Raw genomic sequence first — 19070 nt, 5'->3', positions numbered from 1 at the left:
CGAACATGGCTGACGGCACAGATCAGAAATCCTCCAACCAGATGTGGGGCGGGCGTTTTGCCTCCGGTCCATCAGCCATCATGGAAGAAATAAATGCCTCCATCGGCTTCGACAAGAAGCTTTATGCCCAGGACATCCGCGGCTCTATGGCGCATGCCACCATGCTGGCATCTAAAGGCATTATTTCGCCTGATGATAAAGACAAGATCATCGAGGGTCTGAACACGATCCTGTCAGAAATCGAAGCCGGCACCTTCGAATTTTCGCGCAAGCTCGAAGATATTCACATGAACATCGAAGCGCGCCTGGCGACCCTCATCGGCACGGCAGCCGGCCGCCTGCACACCGCACGTTCGCGCAACGACCAAGTGGCGCTCGATTTCCGCCTGTGGGTGAAGGAAGAACTGCAGAAGACGGAAGGCATGTTGACCGCGCTCATCGCCGCCTTCCTCGATCGCGCCGAAGAAAATGCCGATACGGTCATGCCGGGCTTCACCCATTTGCAGACGGCGCAGCCGGTGACCTTCGGCCATCATTGCATGGCTTATGTGGAAATGTTCGGCCGTGACCGCGCCCGCGTGCGCCATGCCATCGAACATCTGGACGAAAGCCCGATCGGCGCCGCAGCGCTTGCCGGCACCGGCTACCCGATCGACCGTCATATGACGGCGAAGGCGCTTGGTTTCCGCGAGCCGACCCGCAACTCCATCGATACCGTATCCGACCGCGATTTCGCGCTGGAATTCCTGTCGATCGCTTCCATCTGCGCCACGCATCTGTCGCGTCTCGCCGAAGAAATCGTCATCTGGTCGACGCCGCAATTCGGCTTCATCCGGCTGTCGGATGCCTTCTCGACTGGCTCGTCGATCATGCCGCAGAAGAAGAACCCCGACGCCGCCGAATTGGTGCGCGCCAAGACCGGCCGCATCAACGGTTCGCTGGTAGCGCTTCTGACGGTCATGAAGGGCCTGCCGCTTGCCTATTCCAAGGACATGCAGGAAGACAAGGAACAGGTTTTCGATGCCGCCGAGAGCCTGGAACTGGCGATTGCCGCCATGACCGGCATGATCCGCGACCTAGAAGTGCGCAAGGACCGCATGCGCGCTGCCGCCGGTTCGGGTTACTCCACCGCCACCGATCTTGCTGACTGGCTGGTGCGCGAAGCGGGCCTGCCCTTCCGCGATGCCCACCATGTGACCGGCAATGCCGTGGCGCTGGCGGAAAAGAAGGGCTGCGATCTTGCCGATCTGTCGCTGAAAGAGTTGCAGGCCATCCACCCTGATATCACCAAGGGTGTTTTCGACGTTCTTTCGGTGGAAGCATCGGTCGCCAGCCGCACCAGCTTCGGCGGCACGGCGCCTTCCGAAGTGAAGAAGCAGATCGCCTGGTGGCGTGGACGCAACTGATAAACCGATTTGACGTCGTCACCCCGGACTTGATCCGGGGTCCAGTGCGATCAAGTCTTTGATCGCAGAAGAGTCTTTTCACGTCGCAGACGCGCCGTGGCTGGATGCCGGATCAAGTCCGGCACGACGGAGGAGAGATTTTCTCGCTTTGCCCCAGTCTAAGGGTGCACAAGCGCCCTGTTTTTCGTTATCAGAGAGGCACATATTTCCTTTGGACAGGCTCATGCTTTCAAAAACCGCGCGTAAACTCATCGTTCCCATCGGCATGACACTCGCTGTCAGCCTTGTTCTCAGCGCCTGCGGGCGTAAGGGCGACATCGATCCGCCGAGCACGCCGGTCGAAATGCGCAACAAGCGCAATGCCGACGGAACGGAGACGAAGCCGGCAACGGCGGAACGCCCGTTCATCCTCGACAAGCTTCTCTGACGGGTAAAAAGCCGTGAACCATTTTGGCTATATCGACGGCGTACTGCACGCCGAAAACGTGCCCGTGCCCGAGATCGCCAAGGCGGTCGGCACGCCGTTCTATGTCTATTCGACCGCGACGCTGGAGCGCCACTACAAGGTGTTCTCAGGCGCGTTTGCCGATGTGGACGCCATGGTCTGTTATGCCATGAAGGCCAATTCCAACCAGGCGGTGCTGAAAACGCTGGCAAAGCTCGGCGCTGGTATCGACGTCGTTTCCGGCGGCGAATTGCGCCGCGCGCTCGCAGCCGGCGTGCCGGCAAGCCGCATCATGTTCTCCGGCGTCGGCAAGACGGTGGCGGAAATGGATTACGCGCTGGAAGCGGGCATCTACTGTTTCAACATCGAATCCGAGCCGGAACTGGAAGTCCTCAACCTGCGCGCGGTGAAAGTGGGCAAGCGGGCGCATGTCTCCTTCCGCATCAACCCGGATGTGGATGCGCGCACCCACGCGAAGATTTCCACCGGCAAGAAGGAAAACAAGTTCGGCATTTCCTATGAGCGGGCACGGGCGGTCTACGCCCATGCCGCCACTTTGCCCGGCATCGAAGTCACCGGCATCGACATGCATATCGGCAGCCAGATCACCGAATTGCAGCCCTTCGAGGATGCCTTCCGCTTGCTGCGCGAACTCGTGGAAGTGCTGCGCGGGGATGGCCATGCTATCAGCCACGTCGATATTGGCGGTGGTCTTGGCATTCCCTATCGCGAGGATAACAATCCGCCACCGCTGCCGGATGCCTATGCGCATATCGTCAAAAACGAGTTGAAAAGCCTCAACTGCAAGATCGTCACCGAGCCCGGACGCCTGATCGTCGGCAATGCCGGCATTCTGGTGACGGAAGTCATCTATGTAAAGGATGGCGGTGACAAGACCTTCGTCATCGTCGATGGCGCCATGAACGATCTCATCCGCCCCACGCTTTACGAGGCCTATCACGGCATCCGCCCGGTGGTGCAGCCGGCCGAGGACACGCCACGCATCAAGGCCGATATTGTCGGCCCGGTCTGTGAGACCGGCGATTATCTGGCGCTGGATCGCGAGATGGCGGCACCTCAACCGGGCGATCTGATCGCCGTCAGTTCCGCCGGCGCCTATGGTGCCGTACAGGCCGGCACCTATAATTCGCGCCTGCTGGTGCCGGAAGTGCTTGTCAAGGGTGACAAGTTCCACGTCATTCGTCCGCGTGGCACCTATGAGGAACTGATCGCGCTCGATTCCGTACCTGACTGGCTCGACTGACCGTCTTTCATGCGGCTGGTTGATCACAATTGAGCGAAGCTGCCTAAAAAATGGGGGTGAGGGCTGAGGCGCCCTCGTCTTCGCCACAAAGAATGTTATCCTTGCCCCAGTGATATAAACAGCTCGCCGTTCCGGGAATGGCGTTCGACGTGGCCAGAACCGGGAGAACGGATTGATGACCACAGCCGGAGAGGACAGGACAGGCAGAAAGCGCCCGACCGGCGCATTCGCGCAGCGGCCGGACCTTGCGCGCCGGGTTGCAGCCAAGCGCTTCTTCGCGAAAATTGTGCTGTTTTCCGAAAAAATGGCGCCGAAGACGTTGTGGCCGCTGTCCATCGCCGCCGTGTTTCTGGCGCTCGCCTGGTTCGGCCTTTACCGGCACATGCCGGATTTTCTGCGCCTCGGCATTGTTTTTGTCCTTGTTTTCGGTTTCATCGCCACACTCCTGCCAATCCTGCGGCTGAAATGGCCAACCGACAATGACGCCTCCCGCCTGCTTGAAGACCGCAACGGCATGGCGCACCAGCCGGTTGGCGTGCAGGAAGACGAACCGGCCTTCGATACGCCCTTTTCCCGCACGCTCTGGAAAGAACACCAGATCCGCATGGCCGAGCGCATTGCCGCGCTGAATGCCGGCCTGCCGAAACCCGATATCGCCCGTTATGACCGCCTGGCGCTGCGCGCCGTTCCGGCGCTGCTACTGGTCACCGCCTTCGGTTTTTCCTATTCGAACGGCGCGGGCACGGTTGCAGATGCATTCCGCAGCCGGCCGGCCGTTGGTCCGCTCAATCCCGATATCCGTCTCGATGCCTGGGTCACACCGCCCGCCTATACCGGCCGCGCGCCGATTTTCCTGACCGGACGTGATGCGAGCGGCCGCGACGCGGTTTCAGTGCCGCAATCCTCCAGGCTGACGATCCGCATGACCGGCGGCGATGGCGGTGAGGAAGTGACCTTCGAGCCGGAAATGGCCGGCGCATTGCAGAAGCTTGCACCCGAAGCTGCACGCGCCGACAGCGCCAGCGGCGATGTCGCGGTTCAGACGCCGGCACGCCCGACGGATCAACCCATTGCGCCGCGCACTTTTGCCATGGATGTCACCGAAAGCGGCATGATCAGTGCCAATGGCGAACAATGGGTGTTCAACGTCATTCCTGACCAGCCGCCCAGCATCGCCTTCGACAACATGCCGCGCCGCGCCGTCAACGGTGCGCTGGAAATCGGCTTCACCGCCAAGGACGATTATGGGCTGAAGGAAGCCCATGCCATCATCGAGCCACTCGGTGTAGCGGAAGGCGCGACGGCACTTTACCCACCGCCGGAATTCAAGCTGGACCTGCCGCGACAGAATAATCGCGAGATCAAGGGCCTGACCAGCCGCAACCTGACCGAACATCCGATGGCCGGCAAACGTGTACGCATCACGCTGGTGGCAACCGACGGTGCGGGCCAAACGGGCCGCAGCCCTGCGCATGAAATGGTGCTGCCGGGCCGCAATTTCTCCGAACCGCTGGCAGCTTCCATTGCCGAACAGCGGCAGATTTTCTCGCTTGATACACGCCAGATGCCGAAGGCAATCGCCTATAACGAGGCGGTGGGCCTGCGGCCGGAAGAGACCATTCCCAACACGACGCACTATCTGCTGCTGCAATCGGCGCAGACCCGCATGCGGCTTGCCTATAATGACGAAATGCTGAAGAACACCGCCGATTACCTCTGGGAAATCGCGCTCGGCATTGAGGATGGCGATCTTTCGCAGGCGGAAAAGCGTCTGCGCGATGCGCAGACCGCGCTTTCCGAGGCGCTGCAGCGCAATGCCTCGGATGAGGAAGTTGCCAAGCTGATGCAGGAGCTGCGCGAGGCCATGCAGCAATTCATGAGCGAGCTTGCGCAGCGCATGCAGAACGCGCCGCAGACCAACATGAATCAACAGGCGCAGAACGTATTGCGCCAGCGCGATCTGGAAAACATGATGAACCAGATCGAGAACCTTGCGCGCTCCGGCAATCGCGATGCGGCACAGGAAATGCTTTCGCAGCTGCAGCGCATGATGAACAATCTGCAGGCTGGCCGCCCCCAACGTCAGGGCCAGCAGGGGCAGCAGCAGAGCAGCAAGATGCGCCAGCAGATCGACAAGCTGGGCGAAATTCTCCAACAGCAGCAGAAGCTGATGGACGAGACCTTCAAGCTCGACCAGGCTCTTCGAGACCGCATGCAGCGCGGCGACCCCCAGCAGGGCGGCGAAGGCGAAGATGACCAGCAGATGGGCGAAAACGGCCAGCCGCCGCAGCAGGGCCAGCAAGGCCAGCAAGGCCAGCAAGGCGAACAGGGTCAAAATGGTCAGCAGGGTGGACAACAGCCGAGCGACCAGATGACCGCTGAACAGCTACGCGAGGCGCTGAAAAACCTGCGGGCGCAGCAGGATGCGCTCGGCAAGCAGCTCGGCGAGCTGCAGCAGGGTCTTCGCGATCTCGGCATGGAACCGGGCGAAAACTTCGGCAAGGCGCAGCAGGAAATGCAGGGCGCCGGTGAAGCGCTCGGCAAGGGCCAGGGCGAACAAGCCGTCGAAGGACAGGGCAATGCGCTAAACGCGCTGCGTCAGGGCGCACAGGACATGATGGGCCAGATCATGCAGGCCATGCGCCAGCAGGGCCAACAACCGGGCCAAGGGCAGGAAGGCATGGCCGGTCAGGGCGGCCAGAACGGCCGCGACCCGCTCGGCCGCCCACGCAGCACAACCGGCCCGGATTTCGGCGACCAGGTGAAGGTGCCTGACGAGATCGACGTGCAGCGCGCCCGCGAAATTCTCGAGGCCATCCGCGAAAAACTCGGCAACAACCCGCCGGGTGAGATCGAGCGGCGTTATCTGGAGCGGTTGCTGGATATTCGGTGAGGGTTGCGCACAGGTAATGGTGCGCCTCGTTACATCCTGTTTCAGAAGCTAAAGTTTCCGTCATGCCGGACTTGATCCGGCATCCAGTTGGCGCGCGTCTGCGCGGCGGAAAGAGTTCTATCAGCCCAAGGACTTGGGCTGGCTGGCAACTGTATTAATGCATGTTGTTTTAAGCTGCTTCGAATGTGGTTTTATCCCTGAGAATGGCATTTGCAATGACGAGCAGTTTGCGGGCGATGGCGATGATCATGACCTTGAACGGTTTGCCTTTGGCCTGCATGGCTTGAACCATGCGGGCGAAGGGCGACTTTAGCCGGTAGGCCACCAGCGCCGCCATATAGAGGGCATCGCGCACGCGCTTTCGTCCGGCGCGGATATGGCGCTGGCCGCGATGAATGCCGCTATCGGCATTGAAGGGGGCAAGGCCTGCAAGCGCCGCCATGCTGCCTGGCGAACTATCGCCCAGTTCCGGCATGTGGGCCATCAGGGTGAACGCCGTGATCTGGCCGATGCCGGGGATCGAGCGAAGTCTGGTGCTTTGCTCGTTCAGCGTCACATTTGTCCGTACAAGCAACTGGCACTGTTGTTCGATCGCGGCGATTTCCGTATCGAGCCAGCCGAGGTGGCGCGCGATGCTGTCGCGCTCCGACGGATCGGCCGTATGAAGGCGCGCACGTTCCTGCTGGCGCATGGCAACAAGCTGATCACGCCTTGTATGCAGGCTTTCCAGCTGCTGACGGACCGGGTCGGGTGGTGTCGTAACGGGTGGTGAAAGTGTTTCGCCCATGCGCGCCAAAAGTCGCGCATCGATGGTATCGGTTTTGGCAAGCTGGCCGGTGGCTCTTGCAAAGTCGCGGGCCCTGGCCGGATTGACCCGACAATAGGGCCGCCGCCACCTTTCGAGCGCCGAGCACAACAGCCGGTCATAACGTCCGGTCGCCTCCAGAACGACCTGCGCCTCGCGTCCATCAAGGGTGGCAAGCCATTCATCGATGGCGGTGCCGGTATTGGCGATGCGGACGGCTTTTTGTGTTGCGGCATCGAAAAGATCCAGATGTGCCTTTGAGACGTCGCATCCGATGTAAACAGGGTGTACCATGGCAAGCCTCATCCTGTGCTACGAGGTCCGCGCTCACGGCCTCCATCAACTGTTCAGGTTGGGATTATCAGAGCGGGCGGAGGTCCAAAAGCCAGCAGGCGGTCTCTAACGACCAGGATTCCGACGGCCTTCCGCCCGCACTCTACATAGCACAAATCCAATACACAGGATTCCGGCTCAAGGCCGGAATGACGGAGGTAGGGAGCTACGCTGAGCCAGGAGCTGACCAACAAAAAAGGCGGCCCATAGGCCGCCCTTCCAATCCCTGCAATCCTGTCGCTCAGGCCGCCAGCGCCCGCGCCACGGCTTTGCGAATATCCGGAAGCGCAAAGGGTTTGGACACCACATCCACGATCTTCGTCGCCAGATCATCGGCCCGTTCACGCTGCTCGGCATAACCCGTCATCAGCAAAATGCGCATGGCCGGGAAGCTCTCGGCGGCGCGGTGCGCCAGCTCGATGCCATCCATGACCGGCATGCGGATATCCGAAAGAAGAAGATCGAAACTGGTCTCCTGAAGCTTCTCCAGCCCCTGCTCGCCGTCAGCCGCCTCATGGGTCTCGTGACCGTCGAGACGCAGCGCGCGGGCAACGAAAGCCCGCAATGCATCCTCGTCTTCGGTAATCAGAATTTTCGCCATTAATCATTGCTCCTGGGCATCATTTCCAGCCATGAGCAACATCGCAGGCTCCTCTTTTCAAGAGGTAAACACCCAGGCCTTGGCTGGGTGAATGGTTAATGAGGCGTCTCCGCCCTGTGCCGTTCCGGCACGACAAATATGCTCAGGCGTCGCCTGTGACTACGCCGACGAAAGGCAGTTCTCGGAAAGCATAGGCAACATCCATACCGTAACCCACGACGAAATAGTCCGGACATTCGAAACCGACATAGTCGGCCTCCAGATCTTCCTTGCGCTTGACCTTCTTGTCGAGCAGCACGGCAATGGTGACGTTGCGCGCGCCGCGCTCATAAAGCAGTTCCTTGGCGAAACGCAGCGTGCGGCCGGATTCGAGAATATCATCGATGAGAAGGACATCGCGGTCCTTCACGTCGCTGTCGATGTCCTTGACGATCCTCACACCTTGCGAGACCGTGCCAGCACCATAGCTCGACAGCGTGATGAATTCGACTTCGGGAGCAAGACCACTGTCATGCAGCGCGCGGATAAGATCGGCTGCGAAAATAAACGATCCCTTGAGCACGGCAATGACCAGCAAATCCTTGGTCGGGCCACCGGCAATGTGCTTGGCCATATCGCGATTGCGCTCGGCGATCTGCTCGGCGGTGTAAAGCGGCTCGATGTTTTTTCCACGGACGACGGGCATTCTTTCTCCTGTGCTGCGCCTTGCCGATTTTACCTTTCAGTAAAAATACGAAGATCACGCGTTAGCACAGTCAACGTTCGGACGCACCCGCCTCGACGAAGGAAAGCTTGATCTCTGGCGTTTTTCCACCGGGATGGCGCAACTTTGCCGAAAAACCGTGGCTGAAACCTGGCTGCATCTCTCGGACAGGCGGTTCAATGACCATGCTCGCCACCAATTGCCCCTTGGCGGCAAAGAGATCGGCGCGAATGGCTGGCACCTCTTCCAGATTGCCGCCATTATTCTCCACGATGCCACTGATGAGCAGGATATCCATGCCGCCCGCCTCCTGCGGCGTAACCGTCACGTGAGAAATCGCGAGCGGGTTTGCCGCGGCGACGGCCTGCTTTTCCGGCACGACCACCGAAAGGCCACCGGAGCAGACGAAAACGAAAATGGCGAGCCCCGCAACCAGCGCTGAATAGGCATCCGCCGAGAGGCGCGACAATCTGCGATCCAGCCAGCCGATGAAGGCAAGGCCAAGCGTACCGATGGTGACGGGTGGTTTTGCCATCTGCCGGCGTGCCGCGCCGCGATTGTCGTTTCCGGGCTGACGCGCACGGTTTTCCTTGATGGTGACAAATTCCGCGTCTACCACGTCGTGTACCGGATTTGCCGTCCGCGCCGTGCGGCGCACCGGCGTTTCCGGCATCAGGAGGTCGAAATCGAATGCCGCTTGCCGGCGAGATGAACGGAACATAGCCATAGAATTCCTTGGATGAGGTTTTCCGGCCCGCAAAACTGGGCATTGCAACGAATCCTGCCAAGTTTTAAATTTAATTGGTTAATGCTTCGCAAAAACGGCTCGCGCAGGCCACCGGAACCGGGTTACACCGCGACATCCGGCCCCCAAGCGCCAGCGGTTTGCGAACCACCACGAAACGAAGAGACTGGAAGTCCGTTGATCCATTTCGAAAATGTCGGGTTGCGTTACGGCATGGGACCCGAGATCCTGAGGGACATGACCTTCGATATCCCCAAGGGTTCGTTCCAGTTTCTGACCGGCCCCTCGGGTGCGGGCAAGACCTCACTGCTGCGCATGCTTTTGATGTCGCTGCAGCCCACCCGCGGCAATATTCGCATGTTCAACCGTGATGTATCACGCATTCCGCGGAGCGAGCTGCCGATGCTGCGCCGCCGTGTCGGCATCGTCTTTCAGGATTTCCGGCTGCTGGATCATCTGACGACATATGAGAATGTCGCCCTGCCGCTGCGCGTGCGCGGCAAGGAAGAAAGTGCCTATCGCAACGATGTGATCGAGCTTCTGAAATGGGTTGGGCTTGGCGAGCGCATCAACGTGCTGCCGGCCATTCTGTCCGGCGGCGAAAAGCAGCGCGCCGCCATTGCCCGCGCCCTGATGGACCAGCCGGAAATATTGCTGGCCGACGAACCGACCGGTAACGTCGATCCGCCGATGGCCAAGCGCCTTCTCAACCTCTTCCTGGAGCTCAACCGGCTGGGCACGGCTGTTGTCATCGCCACCCATGATTTTGCGCTGATGGACCAGATCGACGCACGCCGGATGATCCTGACTGAAGGGCGGCTCGACATCTATGAATGAGATCACCCGCAAACAACTGACCCCGGAAGCGGCCCAGCCGAAGCGCCCGCCCATGCGCATCCGCCCGATGGCGCCCATTCTGCCACCGTCGAACATTCAGGGCAATGCGCTGATGGTGGTGATCGCCATCATGGCCTTTCTCGCCTGCCTGACGCTTGGCGCCGTCTCCATGGTGCGCGCCACCGCCGCCACCTGGCAGAGCCAGATTTCCCGTGAGATTACCATCCAGATCAAGCCCGAGGACGGGCTGGACATGAATGCGGCGCTCAACAAGGCGCGCAATCTGGCGCTCACCTTCGTCGGCACGCGGGATGGCACGATCCTTGACGATGCGGCGACATCACGCCTGCTGGAGCCATGGCTCGGGAGCGGTCTTGACCTTTCCGAACTGCCCATACCGCGCCTCGTCGTCATCACCATCGATGAAAACAATCCGCCTGATTTTCAGGCGATGCGGGACATGCTGAAGGCCGAGCTTCCGCAGGCATTTCTGGACGACCACCGCACATGGGTGGACAGGCTTGTCTCCATGGCCAGAACCACGGTCATGATCGGCCTCGGCGTTCTGATCCTTGTTTTCACCGCCATGGTATTGACGGTGGTGTTTGCGACACGCGGAGCGCTTTCCGGTAACCGGCATATCGTCGAGGTGCTGCATTTCGTCGGGGCGGAAAGCAGCTTTGTGGCACGGGAATTCCAGAAACACTTCCTGAAGATCAGCCTCAAAGGGGCGGCGGCGGGCGGCGCGCTCGCGGCCGCGGTCTTCCTTGTTGCCGGTTTCTGGCAATCCAGCACGGTCGCCACGCCGCAGAGCGATCAGGCAAGCGCGCTTTTTGGTTCGTTTTCCGTTGGTCTCGGCGGCTATATCGGCATCGCCACAACGATGATCGTCATAGCACTTCTCACCACCATCACGGCGCGCGTGACCGTCATCCGCACCATCGACGATATCGACCGCGTCCGCTCCGATCCGTCGAAGAGTGATGGCCTCACATCGTGACCTTGCCCCCGAAATCCCATGGCAAACTGAAACCGTCACAAGCCGGATGTAACCTGCGGACGGTGGACAAAAATGCCTGTTCCTTGCCTTAATCGGCGAGTATTCAGGAGGAATGTTTGTGAGTCGGATGGACCAGGATCAGACGACCACGCGACCGGCCAAAAAGGGCCTGTTGTCGCGGCGTGGTCCGCTGCGCCGTTTTATTCGCGGCTTTATCCTTCTTTGCGTTGTTCTTCTCGGCGTTTTTTTAGGCGGTTTCCTGTGGTTCGCCGATTCCGTCGCCTCCATGCGCCCGCCGGAGGGCACGAAGGGCGATGCCATCATTGTTCTGACCGGCGGCTATCAACGCATCGAACAGGCGGTCGGCCTGCTGCGTGATGGCGTGGGCAAACGTTTGCTGATTTCCGGCGTCAACCCGGCCACTACCCGCTCGCAGATCCGCAAGATGACGCAAGGCTCATCCGACATGTTTTCCTGCTGCGTGGACATGGGTTACAAAGCCATAGACACGATCGGCAATGCCAATGAAGCCGCAAGCTGGATACGCGATCACAACTATTCCTCGATCGTCGTCGTCACCAACAATTATCATATGCACCGCAGCCTGCATGAATTACGCAGCGCCAGTCCGCAGACGCAATTCATTGCCTATCCCGTCATCAGCGCTGATCTTGCCCGCACAAACTGGTTTGTGGAGCCGGATGTGGTCAGAACCATGCTCTATGAGTATCTAAAGTTCGTGGCGGCGGCAGGACGTGATCTCACCGGCTTCGGCAAGGGCGATGGCCTGCGCAAGGCCGCCGCTGACCATTCCACCCCGAAGGTGGCGGCTGCTTCTCCATGAGCGGCGAGAAACGCGCTTGCTGCGGGGCCTTGTTTTCGTGTAGGCGTCTGGCATCGGCATCCGGCATCGAGGCGTATCAACGCTTCGGAACGGCTGCGCCCCGGGAAGGCTGTTGATGCTCAAGCTGCGCTCTTTTCTTTTTAATACGCTGTTTTATCTCAACCTGATCGTCCGCATGATTGTGCTGACACCGATCTATTTCATTCTGCCGCGCAAGATCGCCTTCGAAATTCCCAAGAACTGGGCACGATCCAACCATTGGCTGATGAAAACCATCGTCGGCACCACCTTCGAGATCGAGGGGCTGGAGAACATTCCGGAAACCGGCTGCATCTTTGCGCCCAAGCATCAATCCTTCTGGGATACCTACGCACTGCTGCCCAATCTGCCGGACCCCGTCTACATTCTGAAACGGGAATTGATGTGGATTCCGCTGTTCGGCTGGTATGTGATGAAACAGCGCATGATCCCGGTCAACCGCGCCGCGCGTGGCAAGGTCATGCTGAAGGTGATGGAGCGGGCGAGAGAAGAAATGGCGGCGGGCCGCGAGCTCATCATCTACCCCGAAGGCACGCGCCGCCCGCCCGGTGCCGAGCCCGAATACCGTTACGGTATCGCCCGGCTGTATCGGGATCTGCAGGTGCCGGTCATTCCCGTCGCCATGCATCCCGGCCTCTTCTGGCCGCGCCGTTCGACCATGCGTTATCCCGGCCATTTCAAGGTGCGTATCCTGCCGGCCATCGAGCCGGGGTTGGACCCCGACGTGTTTTTCAAGCGGCTGATCGACGTCACGGAAAAGGCGAGCGACGAGTTGTTGCTGGAAACCGTGCGCAACAACCCGCATTTGCCGCTGCCGCCAACCGCCATCAAGCGCATCGCCGAGCTTCAGGGCACGGAAACAACCCCCGCCGGCTGAGCCGCAAGCGCGCCGACATTGGCGGCGATACTCTCCAGCAGAGAGTCGCGAATGCCCATATCCTGTAGATGCTGCACGGTATTAAAAACGTAATCCGTGTTCGGGCCGGACCGACCCGAGGCAGTCGCGACAATGGTGGCCGCTTCGGCCACAGCAAGACCGCCGATGTACTGCTCATGCGCGGGGTCGGCCACATAGGTCACGGCACTGCCGCGCCTGCCATCGGCAAATGCGATGGCAACCACCCGCTCCTTGTAGACATTCGTCACCAGTTCTCGCTCGCGCAGATAAGCCATGACGGGATCATGATCCCTGCCTCGCACGCGAAATGCGACACCGAGGCAGGAGCCGCCGCGTTCCAGACCCAGCACGAGACCGGGCTTTTCCGTGGTACCTCTATAAAAATTGGAACTGATGCAGAGCGAGCGCCGATAACCATGCAGCCGCGCCTGCTGCTTCTCCTCAAAGGCAAAGCCCGGGTTCCACATCAACGAACCGTAGCCAAAGACCCAAAAATCGTCCATATCCCAAGCCAAATCAAAATTCCCTGAAGTCTGTTCATCGGAGATCAATATGGCAGCGTCAAGCCAATCCGGCACGGCCAAAAAATTCCTCTGGCTCGCCATCGCCGTCGCGGTGGTCATCGGACTTTATACAGCCGGGTGGTTTTATGCCGCCGACAGGCTGAAGCAGACGGTACTGAACGTCATTGCTCCATCACAGGCGAGGAATGTCAGCGGCGAATGCGGCGATATCGCCTTCCGCGGTTATCCTTTCCGCATCGGCCTCTTCTGCTCAAAGGTGACCGTGGACGACAGCGGGAACGGCGTTTCAGCGTCTTTCGGCGAACTTCGTTCGGCGGCGCAGGTCTATAATCCCGGCCACATCGTCTGGGAACTCGATTCGCCAGCGGAAATCCGCTCCGCCCATGGCCTGAGCGTTTCAGCCTCCTGGCAGAACATGCAGTCGAGCATCGTTACCAAACTGAAGGGCATCGACCGCAGCTCGCTCGTCATCGACGGGCTGAAGGCGCAGGCGGTTTCCTCCGTCACCGGCCAGACGATCGACTTCGATGCCGTCAAGACGGAGGTGCACGTGCGCCAGAACGGCGCCGATCTTGACGGCGCGATCACCCTCACCGACTCGGCCACCGTCATCAAGGACTGGCCGCAGGTTCTTCCCCGCCTCGATGCCATCGTCGATGTGACGCTCACCGGCAAGGCGGGCATGGTGGACGGCAGCGATACGTCAGGCCTCTACGGCACGAGCGGCGAGCTTCGCCGGCTGGCGGCCGATATTGGCGACGGCCGCACCATGCGCATCAGCGGTCCCTTCTCCTTTGACAATGAGGGCTATCTCTCCGGTCAGTTCAAGCTGGAAATCGAAAAGCTCGGCGCCTGGTCGGACAATGCCAAACAGGCGTTTCCGCAGCTGCAATCCACCATCGATACGGCCCGCAAGCTGCTCGGCGCGCTTGCCGGCGGCGGAGACAGGGCATCCGTCGATCTCGTGGTGGATCGCGGCCGCGCCACTGTCAGCGGCTTCATTCCGCTGGGGAAGATTCCGCCGATCTAAGAGAGAGATTTTGTAAAAAATACCTCAGCGGCATCCTGAAATTTTGAAAGATTCAGGATGCCGGCTTCTTTGTATCCATTACGACGATGCCACGTCTGAGGTTCCTGCTCGTCCTGCTGGCTGGACGTCATCACCAGTGAGGCACCCTGCTCACGCATCAGGGTCTCCCAAAAAGCTGTAAGCGATGCGCCAACGCCATGCCCGCGAAACTCGGGAACGACGCGGATCATGTCCATGTAGGGAATCTTACCCCAGAACATCGAGAACCGCAGAAAACCGACCAGAATCGTATCTTCTTTCGCGACGAGATATTCGCGGTGTCCGACGCAGCGCCGCAACCAATCCTCATCGATCCATTGGTCTTCCCGCAGCAGCCATTCGATATCGTCATCCGTCGCAGCCGATATCAATATCATGCCAGCGTCCTACTTCTTCTGATCCAGTGCGTGACGCCCGAAGTCAGGCGTATCGACGTCCTGACCGGCCTCGATGATGGAGCGGCGGATGGAGCGTGTGCGGGAAAACAGTTCGAACAGCTTGTCGCCCTCCCCCCAGCGGATCGCCCTTTGCAGCGACGCAAGGTCTTCCGAGAACCGTGCCAGCATTTCAAGGATGGCATCCTTGTTGTGCAGGCAGACATCGCGCCACATGGTCGGATCGGAGGCGGCGAGACGGGTGAAGTCGCGGAAACCGGAAGCGGAATATTTGATGACTTCCGATTCGGTCACTGTCTCCAGATCGTCCGCCGTGCCAACGATATTGTAGGCGATGATATGCGGCAGATGCGAGACGATCGCCAGAACCTTGTCGTGATGTTCGGCATCCATTTCATCGACGCGCGAGCCGAGCGCCCGCCAGAAATCCTTCAGCCTTTCCAGCGCCCCGGCATCCGTGCCCGGCAGCGGCGTGAAAATGCACCAGCGCTCGCGGAAGAGGCCGGCAAAACCGGCATCCGGACCGGATTTTTCCGTGCCCGCCAGCGGATGGCCGGGAATGAAATGCACATTTTCAGGCATATGCGGTGCCATCTGCGCGATAACAGAGGCCTTGGTGGAGCCGACATCGGTGACGATGGCGCCTAGCTTCAGATGCGGCGCGATCTGCTGCGCCACGCTTTCCGACGCACCAACCGGCACCGAAACGATGACGAGATCGGCATCCTTCACCGCGTCTGCCGCCGAAACGGTGTAATCCGTGCCGAGCGCCAGTTCTTCCGCCCGTTTCAGCGTGTCTTCGCTGCGGGTGGAAATCGTCACGTGGCGGGCAAGCCCCAGCTCTTTGATATCACGGGCAATCGACGAGCCGATCAGGCCGATGCCGATCAGCGCGATGCGTTCAAACATGATCTCGCCCATCACGCCTGCCCCATGAACTCGGTAAGTGTGGCGATAACGCCGAGATTGGCCTCTTCCGAGCCGACAGTCATTCTCAGCGCATTCGGGAAGCCGTAACCACGCACTGCACGCAGAATATAACCACGGCGGCTGAGGAATTCGTCCGCATCGGTTGCACGCTTGCCGTCCTGATCCGGGAAATGGATGAGGATGAAATTAGTGACTGAAGGCGTGACGGTGAGGCCGAGCCCGGTAAAGGTCGTGACCAGCTTTTCCATCCACAGCGCATTATGCGCCACAGCCTTTTCAACAAAGGCCTGATCACGGATTGCAGCGGCACCGGCAGCAATCGCCGGCGCGCTCATGTTGAACGGGCCGCGAACGCGGTTCAGTGCATCGATGACGGCGGCCGGACCATACATCCAGCCAACGCGCAGGGCGGCCAGACCGTAAACCTTGGAGAAGGTGCGCGTCATGACGACGTTGCGGTTGCCGGAGACCAGCTCCAGCCCGGCTTCGTAATCATTCTTGCGCACATATTCGGCGTAAGCCGCATCCAGCACCAGAACGACATGCTTCGGCAGGCCGGCCTGCAGCCGGCGGATTTCCGCAACCGGGACATAGGTGCCGGTAGGGTTACCCGGATTGGCGACGAAAACCATCTTCGTCTTCGGCGTCACGGCGGCGAGGATCGCGTCCACGTCGACTGCGCAATCCTTTTCCTTCACCGTCACCGGGGTCGCACCCGCGCCCATGATCTGGATCTTGTAGACGAGGAAACCGTGTTCGGTGATGATCGCCTCATCGCCTGCACCGAGATAAACGTGGCAAAGCAGGCCGAGAAGCTCGTCCGAACCATTGCCGCACAGGATGTTTGCAATGTTGAGACCATGCACATCGGCAATCGCCTGGCGCAGCGCGATCGCCTGGCCGTCCGGATAGATTTCCAGATGGCTGGCGGCGGTGCCGAAAGCTTCGATCGCCTTCGGGCTCGGCCCAAGCGGTGTTTCATTGGAGGAAAGCTTATAAACCTTCGCGACGCCGTCCACATGTTCCTTGCCGGGAACATAAGCGGCGATATCCAGAATACCCGGACGCGGAACAGGTTGGTTAAGCTCTGCACTCATTTGATCGACCTTTGGAAAAACGCCGGAGAACCCGGCAAAAGCAATGCCGGAGGCATTAGACCGGAATGGCCGCTTTGTCGAGGGTCAGCGCGGCTTTCCTTGGCTTGCGGCAGTGCGGGTGGTGGGCACCCCCTGCGGCGCGAGAACCGGCACGAAAACCCGGCGCGAGGCGCGCTGGGTGACCGGCAGCCCCTGATAGAGACGCTTTTGCGCTTCCACCACGATGACACCGGAAAACAGCGGCCAAAGCCTGCGACCGGTATGTTCGAGGTAACGACGGAATTTCAGCACCGGGCGGCTCGTGGTGGGCGGAAAGAACAGCGCCTCGGCGGTGGCGCCCGGGGTGAAATTGGTTTCACGCAAAAGCGCCGTCAGCTGCCCGCGCGAATAGGGTCGGCCGGAACCAAAAGGCGTATGTTCCATGCGCGCCCAGACGCCACGTCGGTTCGGCACCACAATCACCAGACGGCCGCCCGGCGCCAGTACTCGCCACATTTCCTTTAAACTCTCACGCGGATTTTCAGCAAATTCAAGCGCATGCACCATCAGGACCCGGTCTATCGACGAATCGGGCAGCGGCAATTCCTCGTCAAACACCAGCGCGGTGGAGGAAAGCTCGCCCGCCGGCCAGTTCACCGCCCCCTGCCCCGCCGGCATGAAGGCGAAGGTGCGCTCCGTATCATGGCGGAACCGCTCCAGAAACGGCACGGCATAACCGAGGCCAACCAGCCGTTCCTCCGGCAAGGGTGGCCACAGCGTCGAAAGCGCCATGGTGATCGCCTGCTCGGCCGAGCGGCCAAGCGGAGAATGATAGAATTCGCGCAGATCGACGATATCGGTATTCATGGGCGAGAATGTAGCATCAGGCGGTTGGACTTCAAGGCGTCTGCCCCTACATTGGAAGTCAGTTGGGAAAGTCAGGCGGGCGAATGCGCCGGTTTTGGCCGGCAAATGGAGAGGATACGATGAAACCTTTGGAAATAGACGTCTTTCTTTGCCGCAGCGATAATTTCGGAGTGCTCCTGCACGATCCCGAAAGCGGGGCGACGGCGGCCATCGACGCGCCGGAAGAAGGGCCGATTCTTCGCGCTCTCGACGGCCACGGCTGGAAACTGACCCATATCTTCACCACCCACCACCATCAGGACCATGTGGAAGCCAATCTGGCGCTGAAGGACAAGTTCCGCTGCGAGGTATACGGCCCCTATGACGAGGCGATTGCGATACCGGGTCTCGATCGCTCTCAGGCCGATGGTGATGAGTTCGAATTTGCCGGACGCCGCGTTCAGGTCATCGCCACACCCGGCCACACGGCGGGACATATCTGTTATTATCTGCCGGATGACGGCCTGCTGTTTGCCGCCGATACGCTGTTTGCCATGGGTTGCGGCCGCCTGTTCGAACGCCCGGCGGCGGATATGTGGCACTCCTTCCAGAAGCTGATGGCCCTGCCGGATGAGACGCGCGTCTATTTCGGCCACGAATATACGCTTTCAAATGCCCGTTTTGCGCTGACCGTCGACCCTGACAATGCCGTGTTGAGCGAACGCGCAGCACGTGTCGAGACGGCGCGGAAAGCCAATGAGTTCACCATTCCCACCACCATCGGGCTCGAAAAGCAGACCAATCCCTATATGCGCGTGGCGGATGCCGGCATTCGTAGACATCTCGGTCTTGAAGGGGCCACCGATGCCGACGTCTTTGCGGAAATCCGCACACGCAAGGATAATTTCTGATGGCCGCCGATCTGTCTGCGGAAGCGATCATTCGCGAATTGGGGCTGGAACCGCATCCGGAAGGTGGTTTTTACCACCAGACTTTTCGCGACAGGGCGGGTGGCGAGCGTGGCCATTCGACGGCAATTTATTATCTGCTGGAAAAGGGCGTGCGCTCGCACTGGCATCGGGTCACCGACGCGGTGGAGGTCTGGCACTATTATGCCGGCGCGCCGATAACCCTGCATCTTTCGCAGGACGGCCGGGAGGTGCAGACCTTCACGCTCGGCCCGGCCATTCTCGAAGGCGAGCGCCCGCAGGTGATCGTGCCGGCCAATTGCTGGCAATCGGCGGAAAGTCTCGGCGATTTCACCCTTGTCGGCTGCACCGTCTCACCGGGTTTCGCTTTTACGAGCTTCGTCATGGCCGAACCCGGCTGGTCGCCTGGGGATGGGCCGTAATTTTCAGGGCAATGCCTGTGTAATGAGCGGATTCCACTTGTTGCTTCTCCCCGTGGGGGAGAAGTC

Annotated in this window: 20 protein-coding genes; 11 read left to right on the top strand and 9 right to left on the bottom strand. The window is 60.1% G+C overall.

Annotation, left to right across the window (positions count from 1 at the left end; genetic code table 11):
* Positions 1 to 5 precede the first annotated feature (5 nt).
* From argH to QSV77_RS15460, 4 genes are all read left to right on the top strand, one after another.
* Positions 6 to 1406 carry an argininosuccinate lyase gene (gene argH / locus QSV77_RS15475; protein WP_302734150.1) on the top strand — a complete coding sequence of 467 codons (1401 nt, stop codon included), beginning with the start codon at positions 6 to 8 and terminating at the stop codon, positions 1404 to 1406.
* 223 nt (positions 1407 to 1629) lie between these two features.
* On the top strand, positions 1630 to 1833 hold the full coding sequence (locus QSV77_RS15470) for a lipoprotein (RefSeq protein WP_003497438.1): 204 nt from the start codon (positions 1630 to 1632) through the stop codon (positions 1831 to 1833).
* Positions 1834 to 1846: 13 nt separating this feature from the next.
* Positions 1847 to 3115: a diaminopimelate decarboxylase gene (gene lysA / locus QSV77_RS15465; RefSeq protein WP_302734149.1), complete on the top strand. Its 1269-nt coding sequence runs from the start codon at positions 1847 to 1849 to the stop codon at positions 3113 to 3115.
* Positions 3116 to 3290: 175 nt separating this feature from the next.
* Positions 3291 to 6008, top strand: a complete 2718-nt coding sequence (locus QSV77_RS15460; RefSeq protein WP_302734148.1) for a TIGR02302 family protein — start codon at positions 3291 to 3293, stop codon at positions 6006 to 6008.
* Positions 6009 to 6177: 169 nt separating this feature from the next.
* Here QSV77_RS15460 and QSV77_RS15455 read toward each other — a convergent pair whose 3' ends face one another.
* The 4 genes from QSV77_RS15455 to QSV77_RS15440 form a co-directional block, all read right to left on the bottom strand.
* The gene (locus QSV77_RS15455) at positions 6178 to 7107 is read right to left on the bottom strand and encodes an IS110 family transposase (protein ID WP_302732404.1); all 930 of its coding nucleotides are present in this window, start codon (positions 7105 to 7107) and stop codon (positions 6178 to 6180) included.
* Positions 7108 to 7387: 280 nt separating this feature from the next.
* Positions 7388 to 7747 carry a response regulator gene (locus tag QSV77_RS15450; protein ID WP_006310388.1) on the bottom strand — a complete coding sequence of 120 codons (360 nt, stop codon included), beginning with the start codon at positions 7745 to 7747 and terminating at the stop codon, positions 7388 to 7390.
* 142 nt (positions 7748 to 7889) lie between these two features.
* Positions 7890 to 8432: a hypoxanthine phosphoribosyltransferase gene (gene hpt, locus QSV77_RS15445; protein WP_003497442.1), complete on the bottom strand. Its 543-nt coding sequence runs from the start codon at positions 8430 to 8432 to the stop codon at positions 7890 to 7892.
* 70 nt (positions 8433 to 8502) lie between these two features.
* Positions 8503 to 9171, bottom strand: coding sequence for a hypothetical protein (locus QSV77_RS15440; protein WP_302734147.1), 669 nt, complete (start codon positions 9169 to 9171; stop codon positions 8503 to 8505).
* A 201-nt stretch (positions 9172 to 9372) separates the two neighbouring features.
* Here QSV77_RS15440 and ftsE point away from each other — a divergent pair, with 201 nt between their 5' ends.
* The 4 genes from ftsE (at position 9373) to QSV77_RS15420 (ending at position 12792) form a co-directional block, all read left to right on the top strand.
* The gene (gene ftsE, locus QSV77_RS15435; protein ID WP_046799830.1) at positions 9373 to 10032 is read left to right on the top strand and encodes a cell division ATP-binding protein FtsE; all 660 of its coding nucleotides are present in this window, start codon (positions 9373 to 9375) and stop codon (positions 10030 to 10032) included.
* Entirely contained in the window at positions 10025 to 11032 is a 1008-nt protein-coding gene (locus QSV77_RS15430; protein ID WP_142841489.1) for an ABC transporter permease, read from the top strand. Before ftsE ends, QSV77_RS15430 begins: the two co-directional genes overlap by 8 nt.
* 127 nt (positions 11033 to 11159) lie before the next feature.
* On the top strand, positions 11160 to 11876 hold the full coding sequence (locus tag QSV77_RS15425; protein WP_161991357.1) for a YdcF family protein: 717 nt from the start codon (positions 11160 to 11162) through the stop codon (positions 11874 to 11876).
* A 115-nt stretch (positions 11877 to 11991) separates the two neighbouring features.
* Positions 11992 to 12792, top strand: a complete 801-nt coding sequence (locus QSV77_RS15420) for a 1-acyl-sn-glycerol-3-phosphate acyltransferase (protein WP_142841491.1) — start codon at positions 11992 to 11994, stop codon at positions 12790 to 12792.
* Here the strand turns inward: QSV77_RS15420 and QSV77_RS15415 are convergent.
* Positions 12762 to 13316 carry a gamma-glutamylcyclotransferase gene (locus QSV77_RS15415; RefSeq protein ID WP_142841492.1) on the bottom strand — a complete coding sequence of 185 codons (555 nt, stop codon included), beginning with the start codon at positions 13314 to 13316 and terminating at the stop codon, positions 12762 to 12764. The genes QSV77_RS15420 and QSV77_RS15415 overlap by 31 nt on opposite strands.
* 49 nt (positions 13317 to 13365) lie before the next feature.
* Here QSV77_RS15415 and QSV77_RS15410 point away from each other — a divergent pair, with 49 nt between their 5' ends.
* Positions 13366 to 14367: a DUF2125 domain-containing protein gene (locus QSV77_RS15410; RefSeq protein ID WP_302734146.1), complete on the top strand. Its 1002-nt coding sequence runs from the start codon at positions 13366 to 13368 to the stop codon at positions 14365 to 14367.
* Here the strand turns inward: QSV77_RS15410 and QSV77_RS15405 are convergent.
* The 4 genes from QSV77_RS15405 to QSV77_RS15390 all read right to left on the bottom strand — a co-directional run bounded on the left by QSV77_RS15405 (position 14364) and on the right by QSV77_RS15390 (position 17674).
* Positions 14364 to 14783: a GNAT family N-acetyltransferase gene (locus QSV77_RS15405; protein ID WP_302734145.1), complete on the bottom strand. Its 420-nt coding sequence runs from the start codon at positions 14781 to 14783 to the stop codon at positions 14364 to 14366. The two genes, QSV77_RS15410 and QSV77_RS15405, sit on opposite strands and share 4 nt — an antisense overlap.
* A 9-nt stretch (positions 14784 to 14792) precedes the next feature.
* Positions 14793 to 15722 carry a prephenate/arogenate dehydrogenase family protein gene (locus QSV77_RS15400; RefSeq protein WP_302734144.1) on the bottom strand — a complete coding sequence of 310 codons (930 nt, stop codon included), beginning with the start codon at positions 15720 to 15722 and terminating at the stop codon, positions 14793 to 14795.
* A complete protein-coding gene (hisC, locus tag QSV77_RS15395; protein WP_135855556.1) occupies positions 15722 to 16828 on the bottom strand; it encodes a histidinol-phosphate transaminase in 1107 nt (368 codons plus the stop codon). Before hisC ends, QSV77_RS15400 begins: the two co-directional genes overlap by 1 nt.
* An 84-nt stretch (positions 16829 to 16912) precedes the next feature.
* Positions 16913 to 17674, bottom strand: a complete 762-nt coding sequence (locus tag QSV77_RS15390; RefSeq protein ID WP_302734143.1) for a class I SAM-dependent methyltransferase — start codon at positions 17672 to 17674, stop codon at positions 16913 to 16915.
* A 119-nt stretch (positions 17675 to 17793) separates the two neighbouring features.
* On the opposite strand from QSV77_RS15390, the gene gloB reads away from it, so the two are divergent.
* Both gloB and QSV77_RS15380 read left to right on the top strand, forming a co-directional pair.
* A complete protein-coding gene (gloB, locus tag QSV77_RS15385; RefSeq protein WP_302734142.1) occupies positions 17794 to 18564 on the top strand; it encodes a hydroxyacylglutathione hydrolase in 771 nt (256 codons plus the stop codon).
* Positions 18564 to 19004, top strand: a complete 441-nt coding sequence (locus tag QSV77_RS15380; protein WP_302734141.1) for a cupin domain-containing protein — start codon at positions 18564 to 18566, stop codon at positions 19002 to 19004. Before gloB ends, QSV77_RS15380 begins: the two co-directional genes overlap by 1 nt.
* Positions 19005 to 19070: the final 66 nt, after the last annotated feature.

It is taken from the genome of Agrobacterium sp. V1 (assembly GCF_030518355.1).
Classification (GTDB): domain Bacteria; phylum Pseudomonadota; class Alphaproteobacteria; order Rhizobiales; family Rhizobiaceae; genus Agrobacterium; species Agrobacterium cucumeris.
Note: the sequence above shows the minus strand (reverse complement) of the source record. Positions and strands in the feature narration are given on the sequence as shown.